At 46.2% G+C, this 13,230-nt stretch carries 12 protein-coding genes and 1 pseudogene; 4 read left to right on the top strand and 9 right to left on the bottom strand.

Translation table 11 applies throughout. From position 1 onward, the window contains the following. Positions 1-42 precede the first annotated feature (42 nt). Positions 43-573 carry a peptidylprolyl isomerase gene (locus DPO_RS22155; protein WP_006968619.1) on the bottom strand — a complete coding sequence of 177 codons (531 nt, stop codon included), beginning with the start codon at positions 571-573 and terminating at the stop codon, positions 43-45. A 199-nt stretch (positions 574-772) separates the two neighbouring features. On the opposite strand from DPO_RS22155, the pseudogene DPO_RS26300 reads away from it, so the two are divergent. The 3 genes and pseudogenes from DPO_RS26300 to DPO_RS22145 all read left to right on the top strand — a co-directional run. Next, a pseudogene (locus tag DPO_RS26300) lies at positions 773-1,080 on the top strand (PAS domain S-box protein); the annotation flags it as partial. 36 nt (positions 1,081-1,116) lie between these two features. Continuing rightward, positions 1,117-2,307, top strand: a complete 1,191-nt coding sequence (locus DPO_RS22150) for a response regulator (protein ID WP_236610028.1) — start codon at positions 1,117-1,119, stop codon at positions 2,305-2,307. Beyond that, positions 2,297-3,502 (top strand): M24 family metallopeptidase, encoded by a 1,206-nt coding sequence (locus DPO_RS22145; RefSeq protein ID WP_006968617.1) that lies wholly within the window; start codon positions 2,297-2,299, stop codon positions 3,500-3,502. The genes DPO_RS22150 and DPO_RS22145 overlap by 11 nt, the downstream gene beginning before the upstream one ends. Positions 3,503-3,513: 11 nt before the next feature. Here DPO_RS22145 and DPO_RS22140 read toward each other — a convergent pair whose 3' ends face one another. From DPO_RS22140 to dctP, 7 genes are all read right to left on the bottom strand, one after another. After that, the gene (locus DPO_RS22140; RefSeq protein WP_006968616.1) at positions 3,514-4,689 is read right to left on the bottom strand and encodes a M20 family metallopeptidase; all 1,176 of its coding nucleotides are present in this window, start codon (positions 4,687-4,689) and stop codon (positions 3,514-3,516) included. After that, positions 4,686-6,314 carry a KamA family radical SAM protein gene (locus DPO_RS22135; RefSeq protein ID WP_201765663.1) on the bottom strand — a complete coding sequence of 543 codons (1,629 nt, stop codon included), beginning with the start codon at positions 6,312-6,314 and terminating at the stop codon, positions 4,686-4,688. Before DPO_RS22135 ends, DPO_RS22140 begins: the two co-directional genes overlap by 4 nt. Then, positions 6,301-7,209 carry a MurR/RpiR family transcriptional regulator gene (locus tag DPO_RS22130; protein WP_006968614.1) on the bottom strand — a complete coding sequence of 303 codons (909 nt, stop codon included), beginning with the start codon at positions 7,207-7,209 and terminating at the stop codon, positions 6,301-6,303. Before DPO_RS22130 ends, DPO_RS22135 begins: the two co-directional genes overlap by 14 nt. A 36-nt stretch (positions 7,210-7,245) precedes the next feature. Continuing rightward, positions 7,246-8,292: a C45 family autoproteolytic acyltransferase/hydolase gene (locus tag DPO_RS22125; RefSeq protein WP_006968613.1), complete on the bottom strand. Its 1,047-nt coding sequence runs from the start codon at positions 8,290-8,292 to the stop codon at positions 7,246-7,248. Positions 8,293-8,391: 99 nt separating this feature from the next. Continuing rightward, positions 8,392-9,708 (bottom strand): TRAP transporter large permease, encoded by a 1,317-nt coding sequence (locus tag DPO_RS22120; RefSeq protein WP_006968612.1) that lies wholly within the window; start codon positions 9,706-9,708, stop codon positions 8,392-8,394. Next, a complete protein-coding gene (locus DPO_RS22115; protein ID WP_006968611.1) occupies positions 9,689-10,228 on the bottom strand; it encodes a TRAP transporter small permease in 540 nt (179 codons plus the stop codon). The genes DPO_RS22120 and DPO_RS22115 overlap by 20 nt, the downstream gene beginning before the upstream one ends. 68 nt (positions 10,229-10,296) lie before the next feature. Continuing rightward, a complete protein-coding gene (gene dctP / locus DPO_RS22110) occupies positions 10,297-11,313 on the bottom strand; it encodes a TRAP transporter substrate-binding protein DctP (protein WP_006968610.1) in 1,017 nt (338 codons plus the stop codon). A gap of 261 nt (positions 11,314-11,574) precedes the next feature. Here dctP and DPO_RS22105 point away from each other — a divergent pair, with 261 nt between their 5' ends. Then, the gene (locus tag DPO_RS22105) at positions 11,575-12,546 is read left to right on the top strand and encodes an AEC family transporter (protein WP_006968609.1); all 972 of its coding nucleotides are present in this window, start codon (positions 11,575-11,577) and stop codon (positions 12,544-12,546) included. Here DPO_RS22105 and DPO_RS22100 read toward each other — a convergent pair. Next, entirely contained in the window at positions 12,515-13,162 is a 648-nt protein-coding gene (locus DPO_RS22100) for a TetR/AcrR family transcriptional regulator (RefSeq protein WP_006968608.1), read from the bottom strand. The genes DPO_RS22105 and DPO_RS22100 overlap by 32 nt on opposite strands. Positions 13,163-13,230: the final 68 nt, after the last annotated feature.

Genomic DNA, 13,230 nt, shown 5'->3' with positions numbered 1-13,230 from the left:
GCAAAAAGCCGGACAAAATGAATTGTCCGGCTTTTTGTCGTTTTACGCTTTGGGCAGTTTGGGAAAATTTTTGTTCAAGGTCTTGTTCCATTCATCCAGACGGGGCGTGATCTTTTTGAATAAAGACCCCACATTCCCCTGAATTTCGACACTTTCAATGGTATCCCCCTGGACGATGCTGTCCACCACCTTCTGGTCGGCATCGCTTTCAACCACACCAAAGACCGTGTGCATGCCGTCCAGATGGGGGGTGGGGCCGTGGGTGATGAAAAACTGGGATCCATTGGTTCCGGGCCCGGCATTGGCCATGGACAGAATCCCCGGCTTGTCGTGTTTGATCTCTTTTTTACATTCGTTTTCAAACTCATAACCCGGACCGCCCGTGCCGGTGCCGTAAGGGCATCCACCCTGGATCATGAAATCATTGATCACCCGGTGGAATTTGAGTCCGTTGTAATATTGTCTTTTGGCCAGGTTGGCAAAACTGCCGCAGGTGACAGGGGTTTGATCGGCAAACAGTTTCAGGCGGATGGTTCCTTTGCTGGTTTCCATGACAGCGGTTAAATCAGGCATCTGTTTCTCCTTAAATAAATTAAAAGTTGCTTTATCATAAGGTCTGGGTCTGAATTGTCAATTCAAGGCATGGTTTTTGTTCTGGATTTTAATGAAATTTCAGACAAGACACGTTGCATTGCGCAAAACTTTGATATAAGTTTAAAATAATAACTTAAAAAAGAATGTGTGTTGATACTCAAAAAGGAAACCAATACCTGTGGCGGACAATAAATTCAAAGCCATTGTCGAATCCCTTGAAGACGGTTATTTTGAGGTTGATCTGGCAGGAAATCTTGTCAGTTTCAACCAGGCCATGTGTGATATTTAGGATATGATCCATCGGAAATGACGGGAATGAATAACCGGATTTTCATGGACAAAGAAAATGCCGAAAAAGTGTTTCAGACCTTCAATCAGGTGTATGAGACTAAAAAAGGATGCAAAGCCTTTGACTGGCAGCTCATTCGAAAAGACGGATCTGTCCGGCATGTGGATACGTCTGTGTCCCTTGTAACGGGATCGGATGGAAACCCGGTCGGTTTTCACGGCATTGCCAGGGATATGACCGAGCAGAAGACTCAGGCGCTTCGCCTGCAGCAGTCACAGAAACTGGAAGCCCTGGGCACGCTGGCGGCCGGCATCTCCCACGACTTCAACAATATTCTTTCCGGGATATTTGGTTATGCCCAGCTGGCTAAAATCAGTCTGGACAACCCCCGGAAAGCCTCAGACCAAATGGATCAGGTGTTAGCGGCGGCCCAGCGTGCGGCTGAACTGGTGCAGCAGGTATTGTCCTTCAGCCGTGAGGCCGGGGATCAGAAAAAACAGTTGCGGGTATATCTGATTGTCAAAGAATCCATGAAACTGCTCCGGTCGTCTTTCCCGGCATTCATTGAAATGGAAACCCGCCTGGATTCAAAACAGATGATACCGGCGGATCCGGCAAAAATTCATCAGATGTTCATGGGCCTGTGCCTGAATGCCTATCAGACCATGAAAAAAAACGGGGGTGTGCTGACAGTATCACTGACGGATGAAACAATTATTCAGCCCCTGCAGATTCAGGACAAAAAAGTGCCTGCAGGAGAGTATCTGAAACTGTCTGTCACCGATACCGGGCACAACAGAAATGGAAAAATGCCTGATACACGGGTTCATCCGGATACGGATACCCAAACGACGGGGCAATTGACCGGCGGCATGGATCTAAACGACGTTCAGATGATTGTGGCGGATCATGACGGTGTGCTGATCGTTCACACCCAGCCGGACAAAGGGACCGCCGTGGAGATCTTTTTTCCGGTGGCCGGGGCTGAAAAAAAACCGGCTTCAGCGGAACGGGCACCGGCACGGGTAGTATCAAAGACCCAATCTCAACGCAGCAGCAAAACCATTATGCTGGTGGATGATGAAAAAGCGATTCGCCAGATTTATGAGGAATTTCTCACGGGCCACGGATATGAGGTGGCATTGTTTGAAAACGGGACCGCTGCCCTGAATGCGTTTAAAGCAGACCCCAAACGTGTGGATCTGGTGATCACGGACATGACCATGCCGGAACTGACAGGCGATAAACTGTCTGAAAAAATTCTGGAAATCCGGCCGGATATGCCGATTATTCTGTGGTGCGGTTTCAGTGAAGATATTTCCGAAGACACGGCCGTTGGCATGGGGATCAAAAAATATATTCAAAAACCGGTCAGTCCCCGGGATCTTCTCCAGAGCATCCGAAAAATTCTGGATGAAAACTGAATCGGTTTTGACACGGGTCCCGGTTTCTGAAATATCCCGCCGGATTCAGGCCCTGAAAACCCGTATGGAAAATACGGGCACCGAAGCGGTGTTTCTGACCCATAAACCCGATATCTATTATTTTTCCGGCACGGCCCAGGATGCCTATCTGTATGTGCCCCTGGACCAGGATCCTCTGCTGTTTGTCAAACGGTATCTGCCCCGGGCTCTGGCGGAAACCGGGATCGATTCCGTACTCCTTGTGGAATCCATCACCCGCATCCCCGAGCTGATCCAGTCATGTCAAGGGGGATTGCCCCGGTCCATCGGCCTGGCCTTTGATGTGGTGCCCGTGCGGGATTTTCAGTTTTTTAACACATTGTTTCATCCAGCCGTTCTCACGGATGCCGCCTCGTTGATCATGGATTGCCGCATGATCAAATCCGGCTGGGAGATTGAACAGATGCAGGCCGTGGCCGACCTGTCCCGGCAGACATTTTCATTTGTCTGTGAAAACATGACCCCTGGAGAATCAGAGATCGCTTTTTGCGGCCGGGTGGAAGCCTTTGCCCGGGCCCATGGCCATTCCGGCAAGCTTCTGGTGCGGCATTACCGGGCCGAAGGATTTGCCCATCATCTCATGAGCGGGGTTTCCGGCGGTCAGGGCGGGGCTCTGGACAGTCCCGTGTGCGGCACGGGCACATGCAGTGCCTATCCATACGGGGCCGGCCATAAATTGATTCAGAGAAACGAACCCATACTTCTGGATATCGGCACCATGGTCAACGGATACCACATGGACGAAACCCGGATGCTGGTGATCGGAACGCTGCCTTCCCAGGCTGAACAGGCCGGACAGGCAGCCATTGATATCCTGCACCACGTCCTGGAGATGATGCAACCGGGTATCTTAGCCGGCGAAGTGTTCACCGCGGCCGTGGATCGGGCGGAAAAACTGGGCCTGGGCGAGGCGTTTCTGGGGCTGCCGGACCTTAAATCCCGGTTTATCGGACATGGCGTGGGCCTGGAACTGGTGGAGGCGCCCATTCTGTCCAAAGGCAACCCACAGGAACTGATGCCCGGCATGGTGTTTGCCGTGGAACCCAAATTTATTTTTCAAGACCGGTTTGCCGCAGGCATAGAAAGCGTCATCCAGGTGACGGATGCAGGGGCCCGGTTCCTGAGCAAGACTGAAAACCGGATGTTTCTACGATGAAGCTATGGTCTTTAATCTGATTTTTTATTTTGCCGATATTCTGTCCATCCATTATCGATGACAACGGCTGATAGTAGTGTTTTTAAGTGCAAGCTATCTCGAATCATATATTCTTGATCACTATGGTCACAATCACCAATGGGTCCCATACCGTCAACAACCGGTAAACTGGTAGTCGCAATTGTGTTGGCATCGGAAACGCCACTTCTTAATTCTGCTTTAATGGGGATTTTCAGCTTTTCAGCCATGTTTTTTATTTGCCGAAAAAGTGCCAAATTGCCTGGAGACTGAGCCATTGGTGTTCTGCCCGATTTCCATTTCAAGACTCCCTTTGTTCCGATAACCGAACAGTTATCAGCGATTGATTTAATGGAAGCGATACAAGCTTCTCCATCTGAATGACTGAGGTACCTGATATCAATCTGGACCGAAGCTTTTTCGGGAACAGTATTCGGCCCTATGCCTCCTTCAATTGTGCCTACATTTACGACAAGTTGACAAATCGGATCATTGAGCTGTTCAATGGCAATAATTTTGTGCGCCAGTTCGAGAATAGCACTCTGTTTCACAGAACCGGCAAAAGCGGCATGACCCGCTTTACCGGTTACTTCCAAAGTCAAGCCTGATTTGCCTTTTCTTCCGGTTACAATTTCGTAATTCATCCCACCACACTCAAAAACCAAGGCAAAAATAGCTTTTTTTGCTTCTTCAACTATTAAATCTTTTGACGTTGGTGAACCGATCTCTTCATCAGAATTGCATATGACCGTCACAGGGATTTTTGTCAAAAGCCCGTAATGATCAAGTGATTTTAACGCAAAAATTATGGCGACAAGTCCACCTTTCATATCGATTACACCTGGTCCAAATATCTTGTCATCTTTTTCGCGGTACCAATCAAACCCACTTTCGGGTGGAAAGACAGTATCCATATGACCAACCAGGAGAATCGATTTGTCATGGTTTTTGCAGGCTAAGGACCTGAATATGAGATGGTTTCCTGTTTCGGACTGGACGACAGTTTCCTGGGACATCTTTAATTCGGCCAATTCATGTGAAATCATCTTTCCCATTGAGTCAACATCGTTTTTGTTTTTTGAATAACTTGGTTGAAGGACCAGTTTTTCGAGCAGAAGGAACTGGTCCTTTTCCCTTTCGATCAAAAATTTCCTGAATTTTTCAATCATTGGTGAATTGGTCCGTTAAATGCAAAGCTCTGTTTTGCATATATTTCAGGGTCTGCATCAGGGTAACTCACTTTTTCCCCACTCCAGGGTTTACTGAGGATAAGCTCGCCATTTGTCTGTTCTATAATGTTGGAGCGGTGCAAGGGGATTTTTCCGCCTGCGGTTGAAATATACCGAGGGATGGCATCTCCGGAAATATTTCCATACATAGACTCCACAAGATCTTGTCCGACGTTGACCGGTACTCTGAAATGTTGGAATTGCGGATTTCTGTAACTGCAATTAAACAAATAATAGGGACGAACATAAGATTCGTGAACAGTTTCACAAAGTTTCCACATTTTCACCCTTGTATCGTTGATGCCTTTGAGGAGTACAGCCTGATTTAGAATAGTAAAGCAACGCTTAGATAGTTCACGGAAAGTATTTTGAGAGACAGGGGTAATTTCTTGGGCGGTATTAATTTGAGTGACCACACGAATGGGCTTCTTTTCGTTGCTTTTTTCTAATATATCCAACAGCTCTTTATCAACACGCATGGGGGCGGTGACAGGAATTCGGGTACCAAGACGTTTCATCTTAACGTGGTCAATAGCATCAAGCTCACTCAGGAGCCATTCCAAGGTTGAGTTAGGCAGAACGAAGGCATCCCCGCCGGTGACAAGGATATCTCGGACATTAGTGTTTTTCTGAATATAGTCTAATGCTTCTCCATAGGCTTTTTTTCTGTAAATTTTATCTTTTCTGCCTATATGGGCGATGCGCAGACAATGGGTGCAATACATGGCGCACATGTTGGTCGCTTTGATGGTGAGAACCCGTGGATAAAACTGGTCAATGAGTCTGGCGGGAGAGTGATCTGCAGCGACAGGCGGTATTTCAATGCCTGAATTTTCAATCATTTCTCCTGTTGGAACTGACTGGAGAATTATGGGATCATTAATTTTGCCTGGCAGAATTAAACTGGTATAATATGGAGTAAGCCGCATCCGGTAATTTTTAGTGACACGCCCGATTTCTTTCAATACAGGTTCTGGTAAATCAATTAACCGGGCCAATGTTTCTACGGAGTCCACGGCATTTCTGATCTGGCCGGCAAAAGAATTCCAGTCCTCATCGGTCATTTTGAGTACAGCCTTGATTCGGGCGATATTTTTTTTGATCTGGTCCCACATTTCAATACCACTGGGTGCTTCTGTATCTTTTTTTTCAAGGTATTCCGTTACTCTATCATTGGCCGTTGCGGTGATGGGAATGGCCTGGGTAAGGCGGCCACCAACGCTTACCAAATGTTCATCAATTTCCTGATGTTTGATGCACAGCGCGACCAGTTCATCTTTGGAATAACCGAAAGACACTGGATCAAATCCTTTCTCATGGGCATCTATCAAGGCGGAAAAAAAATCAACAATAGGACGGGTTAAAGATTTTTCTTTGGCCTGTGCAGCCAAAGCTTTGATATTATCTCTTTCAGATTGCGACGGTTTGGCAGTCTTTTTTGGTGGAGTAAACAGTTTCGTCAACAAATCGTCGGTAAAAGAATCCAGTGACTGTCTTTTTTTTTGAGCGTTCATCCTTTTTTCACCTTTGAAATTTTTGGATTGCAAATAATTATTTTTTGCCAATTTCAGTATCCATCTTGGCAAAAATCATCTCTTTTTTCTTCAGATTGGTTATAGATATGTGTCCCGATTTTTTGATCAATGCCGTAAGAAGCGCCTCTACATACATGATGAAAGAAATTAAAGGAGTGAAAAAATAGTTTCCTTTACAGGCACCGAATAACGTATGTTTGGCATAATTGATCAAGGGAGATATCTGGCTGTCTGTGATGGCGATGATGTCTATCCCTAACTCATGGACGATATGGCAAGCCTCAACAGTGCTTTTAGTATAAGGCGCGGCACTGATGGCAAGCAATAGATCTCCGGGACAAAGATTGCCGAGTTCCTCAGCTAAAATATGACCGCTCATGCCGGCGATTGAGACATCGTCCCTGATCATTTTCAGATAATAACCAAGATAATATGCAACCGGGTAACTTCCTCTGAGTCCCAGTACGGAGATTCTTCGGGCATCCTTTAGTGAAGACACAACGGCTTCGAAAACCTTTCCATCAAAATTTTCCATAGCGAATAGAATATTGCTCCATTCTGCTGTGGAAACCTCTTCAAGTGTGGATTTTTCAAACTCGCTTGACACCCTATCTCGTTGCAGATATTTCTCAACTTGTCTGGTATAAAAATTGGTTTTACCTTTTAGTTCTCTTCGAAATACCGATTGAAACTCTGGGAAACCTTTAAAACCAAGCTTTTGTGCCAATCTGGTTAAAAAAGATCTATGGATACCAAACTCATTTGCCAATTCAGAAATGGTCTTTACTGATGTTGCAGCAGGATCTGTCAGCATCTGTCGGAAAATTTCCACGGACTTGTTGCTGAGTTTCAGGTCATCATTGCCGCTGACAATTCGATTGAATCGAATTTGTAGGTCTTCTAAGGTCGTGGGGGATATCTGCATAATCGCCTCAATATTTGATCAACATAAAATTAGGCATCAAAATGAACCAATTGACAGGGTAAGCCCCTTGATTCCTTTTTTGGGTGCTTGGCTGTAAAACGTGCATGTGGCAAGATCTATATCAAAAACAGCTGTCATAAGTGTCACACGATCATCAGGCGGTGTGCAGTCACGATATACCGGATATACGGCATTTTGTGTATCAGAGATAAAAGATAATACCTCATCTTTTCCAAGCAGCCGATTGGAATTGATATAATCATAACCTCTTTTGAGTCGCGCAGCACTGGTCTTGTTGATTTTTTGTTTGACATCCGTTAATTCCACAAAATGGTTTGTATGGCAATATGCGGAGTCGATTTCTTTGATGTGGTGACATGTTGTGCAGACCTCTACATTGACGATTCTTCGTTGTTTGACCGAAGCAAGGGTATAATTGAATCCGGTAGCTCTACCATCCCGGGTTACTTTGGCGACGGCTTCTTCAATTGTTTTGGCCTCAAAAATTGACCGGGCTATAAAATGCCTGCCGACGCCTTCAGCGATATATTCAGGGTGAACGTTATTGATCGAAAAACATATGCCTTCATCGTTAAAGCCTAAGGAATTACCGGATAGGAAACCAGGATAGGTAAGCGCAGTGAACTGCGGCATACCATCGGGTTTGGCTCTCAGCAGGTACAAACTGCCTTTGAAGACTTCCAAACCATCTTCATTGTGTGCAAATAGGGCATTGTTTTTGTTGATCACCGAAAAGGTGGTACACCCCTTTAGTGCCCCATCTTTGACATAGCCGGCATATTCTCCGCGCATGTTCATTAAAAACAGCTCTTCAAAGTTTCGCCCAGATCCCTCAGCCATTCCTTTCAACTCGTCCATGAAATGAGGGTATTCTTTTTCATGCAGGGCGATTAGATTTTCATATCGGGTCTGACCGTCATCAGTGCGGTGGTAAACCAGAAATTCTTCATGCAATCCTTTATGATTATCAAAGGTTTCATGTATGACATCTTTAAAACGGGATCCAACGGCAAAACCAATTTCATAATAACTTCCTGAAACAGTGAATTCCTTAATCCTCATAGTATATTTTTCCCTTATTTGTAAATATTATGTTGATGGTTTTTAGATCATTTCAAACTTGAAATGGCGATTAAGAGTTAGAATATATTCAATCGCGCATCATTGTATGCCCAGAATTATTTTCGGCAGAAACAGCGCCAGATCCGGTATGTATGTTACCAGTAATACAACAGGCAGATGGACCGTCATCTGCATTTTGATTCCCCACCAGAAATATTCCTTTAGTGGTGTGCCGGATATCGCCCCCGCCATTAACAATAGAGGTGCGCAAGGCGGAGTAACATTGCCCATCCCTAAGTTGACTCCGGCGATAGCGGCAAAATGGATAGGATGAATTCCTGCTTTGACTGCAAGCGGCAGAAGGAGAATTGCCGCGAGGATACTTCCTGAGCAATCATCAAGAAACATACCGATCACAAGCAGGCATACATTCAACATCAGGAGAATCAGGATCGTGTTGCCACCGGCGATGTCCAGGATAAAATTGGCCATAAGCTCTGGAAATCCGCCTAAAATCAGTTCTCTGCCCAAAGCCAATATAAAGAACATCATTACCATGATGATTCCGGTGGATCTTCCTGCGCCGACCGATGCAGCAAAAAAATTTTTCCATGTCAGCTTCCGGTAAACAAACACCCCGATGATAATGACGTACACAACAGCCATGGCAGCAGCTTCCGTGGGGCTGAATTTTCCGGAGTAAATCCCACCCAGAACCAAAACTGGCATAAATAGACCGGGCATCCCTTTTGCCGTGGCTGCACCGATTTCTTTGATTTTTATGCCAAGATGTTCTTTTTTCATAACGGTGACATTGGGATCTTTACGGACAACAATATAGTTGAACAGAGTATAGCCAATGGTGATCAAAATGCCGGGGCCGATGGTGGATAAAAAACATACGGTAACGGGTAGGCCTGCCGTAATGGAAAAAAGAATCATGGCAATACTTGGAGGGATCAGCGTGGCAATCGGAGCGGCACATGCGATCAGGGCGGTCGCATACCGTATGTCGTACCCTGCTTTTTTCAACTGAGGAATCAGTATCGTCCCGACGGTTGCAACAGCGGATGCATTGCTTCCAGATATTGCGCCAAAAAGTGCTGTGCTGATAACACTAACTGCCCCGAGAGACCCCTTCATACCCCCCACCAACGAATTTACCCATCTGATCAAGCTGGTGGTAACCCCGCTTTTTTCCATTGTATAACCGGCCAAGATAAAAAGTGGCAGGGCCAGCATTGCAAAGCTACCAAGGTTCCAGGTGCTCCCCCCGACAATGTAGCTGAGATCAACACCAGCTGAAAAGCCATAGAACAAAGCCACCGCCCCAAATGAAGCATAAATCGGCACCCCGATGGAAATCAGGGCAACAAGCATTACAAGCAAGGAAATACTAAATAGTATGGTTGTCATGGGATGGTTCCTCCGCTTCATCGTTTTTTGAGTGTTTAAAAGATGAAATAATGTGAAAAACAACGAAAAACGACATGAGGGTCAACCCGACAACAACAGACAACGCCCAGTAAGACTTATTTAAATTGAGATAAATAGCTGATTTGTTGCTGTTGAACAAATGGATGAAATATTTAGTTGCAAGCCATATATAGGCTGTTAAAATACCAAGCTCACAGAATCCGGCTAAACGACGTGTCAGTTGTTGTTTTTTTTCATTCAGCCAGATATCCAGAAACCCCCCTTTGACATGACCGTCACTGAAAGAGCAGGAAGCACCGCCTATGAAATAAAGCCACAAAGCCAGCAAGATGATCATCTCTTCTATCCAAAGCATTGGGGAGCTTGGCAAAAAATGACGACTGACAACCATCCAGAACATGGCTCCTGCAACAGCGGAATTTAAGATCACCACGATGATATTGATGGCTTTAACCAATCCTACGGCGAAAAAATTTTTTAACTGGACTGAATCTTCCATAAATATTCCCCTTAGATGGTTATGCACCTCCCATGGCAACATCAGCCATGGGAGGTGAGAAATAAAAATTATTCAAGCTTTGCAACTGCGGTCCTGACGATATCCATTTTTTCCTTCCCAAAAATTTTTTCAGCAGCTGTCCATTCTGCCTTTTGGCCGACTTGATAAAGGTTTGCTAGGCTATCAGGAGAAAGGGTTTTGATTTTTACACCAAATTTGTCGATGGCTGCCTGCTCCTGGGATTTTGTGAAGGCTTCTATTTCACGGAATGATTCTTTTTGTGACTGTTCTCCGGCAGCTGTCAGGGCATTTTGGAGGTCCTCGGGCAGGGTGTTGAATTTGTCGAGATTCATTAAAATACAAACTTTTTCCAGGGCCTCGTGTGTATGAATAAATCCTTCGGATACATCACCAAACACATTCAATTCATCAACTACCGTTCCACACTTGAAATCAAAGGTCCCCAGCTGCAACCCTGTGTAACATTCACTGAATGGAATTGGGATGGCGTTAAAACCATAAGAAGATATTCTTGCCTGCATCAGTCTGGAGGGTGGGATTCGTGCCTTGGTGCCTTTGGCGTCCCCGGGAATTGTGTTGATTTTATCAAAAATATTGGCATTTTTCCTGACCAGAATACCCAGCCAGCCGTCTGTACTCAGGTGCAACAGTTTTAAATTGCTTTTGGCGAAAATCTGGTCCACCATGTTGAAAAGGTCACCGTCTTTATCCCAAAGCATCTGTGCATCCGCTAATGAACGTTCCAGGAATCCCAGCCACAGAATATCTATGTCCGGGTCCAAATCTGAAGGAGGGGCGCTGCAAACCAAATCGATGGATCCCATGGATGTCTGTTCAGCCAGAGCCATATAATCTCCTAAAACGCCTCCCAATTTTAAATCCATCTTGATTCGACCGTTGCTTTTCTCCTCTGCGAGTTCAACAAAACGTAAGCCTACTTTACGCATCCATTGGCCTTCAAACTGCTGATCCGTAAAAATCAATTTAATCGGATCGGCAGAATAACTGACGGTGGTAACTGTCAGGGCGATAAGAATCGCCATTGCGCATTTCTTTAAAAGCATCCCTGATTCTCCTTTTTAAATAATTACAAGGGGTTGAAATCTTTTTCTCGCCATACTTTTTTGCAAAAAAGTGAATTTTTATAGCAGGAGACATTACTGGCCAACTCGCGACGATCAGCCTCTTTTCCATGCTATGAAATTGACGGTAAATGAAACTTTTTAATTTGTCAACAATAATTGCAAAAAAATTTATTAAGCAATTATTGTTGCATAACAGGCATGAATTCTATTTTTTGTTTGTGTTGTAACTTGGAAATGAAAATGAGATTTTTTCTTTTTGAATGGACGATTCAGTTCAGCCCATGTATACAGATCATTATGTTAATACTCAACACCCTGTTTCCCTTATTTATCCTGCTGCTGCTCGGTCGGATTTTAAAATCGTCGGGCATGACGGATCCGCGGTTTCTGGCCATGTCCGACCGGCTGGTATATTATGTGTTTTTTCCGGTCATGCTGTTCTGGAAAATCGGGACCAGCACCCCGGATCAGGGCGTGAGTGCCGGGCTTTGCCTGGCCGGGCTTTCCGGGGTGTTTCTGGCATTTGCCGCAAGCCTTGCGGCGATTCGGTATTTTAAGATTTCCGCGTTTCAGGCAGGATCGTTCTGCCAGGCCTGTTTTCGATTCAACACCTATATCGGCATGGCCCTGGTGTTGACCGTGCTGGGCGAAGACGGGGTCCGTCATTTCGGGATTCTGGTCGGGGTGGTCATTCCTGTGATCAATGTGCTGTCCGTGTCCGTGCTGGTATGGTATTCCGGCGGCAGCCCCTCCATCCGGGAAAACCTGACATATTTTGTCCGGGCCCTGGTATCCAATCCCTTGATTATCGGATGTGTGGCCGGATTTTTGTTTTCCCGGTCAGACCTGGTGTTTCCCGTGTTTGTCCAAAATACGTTTTCGCTGATGACCGCTGTGACCCTGCCCCTGGCTTTGATTTCCATCGGCGGGTCTTTGCGGTTCAAAGGCCTGGCCGATCATGCCGGGGTGTCGCTGCTGGCCGCCGGGATCAAGCTGCTGCTGCTGCCGCTGTCAGGGTTTTTGCTGCTCAAGGGATTTCAGGTGACGGGCACGGCGTTTACCGCGGGCATGATCTTTTTTTCTTTGCCCACGTCCACAGCGATTTATGTGCTGTCCGGGCAGTTGAACTCGGACACGGATCTGGCGTCCGGTGCCATCATGGTTTCCACGCTGCTGTCTTTTATTCCCCTGACGCTGTCTTTGCTGATCTGATGGCTTCAGGTTCTGACGCCGGACCGGCACCCAATGCATCCAGGGCACTTTGCCGCATGGTCCGGGCGATTTCTTCCAGAGAATCCAGGTGGCTCAATGAATTGCGAAGGATGCCGAACCCTTCGGAAAGCGCAAGAATCGTGGCCGCAGCCTTTTCCTTGTCCGGAACCCTGACCAGACCGGCTTTTTCCCAGGCCGTGATTTCTCTGATGCCGAAAGCAATGAATTTTTTCTGCATGGCCTGGATCCGGTCCCGGATATCGGCATTTCTGAACCCCATGGCATAACAGGACCAGAACACGGCATCCCGCTGGGGCCCTTTACCGCTGGTGGTGAACAAAATGCGCATCAGGCACTGAAACCGGTCTTTGGGGGCCGTGTGGTTTTCCAGTTCCGCGTGATAGGATTTCATGGAAATTTTGAACAGATAATCCACCATTTCCATGATCAGGCCTTCTTTGCTTTTGAAATAATGGATCAGCAGTCCGGAGTTGACCCCCATGCGGGTGGCGACTTTACCGATGGTCATACCCATGAAGCCTTCGTCTTCCACCACTTTATAGGTATGGTGAAGGATTTCAGGTTTTCGGATATGGGAGATGCTTTTGCGGCCCATGCACAGGATCCTTGTTTTTGATTGTCTGTCCGCTTATTTATATAAGGGCCTGTGCGGGATGTCAATTT

This window comes from Desulfotignum phosphitoxidans DSM 13687 (assembly GCF_000350545.1).
Lineage (GTDB): Bacteria > Desulfobacterota > Desulfobacteria > Desulfobacterales > Desulfobacteraceae > Desulfotignum > Desulfotignum phosphitoxidans.
This window is presented reverse-complemented; position numbering and strand designations above follow the sequence as displayed.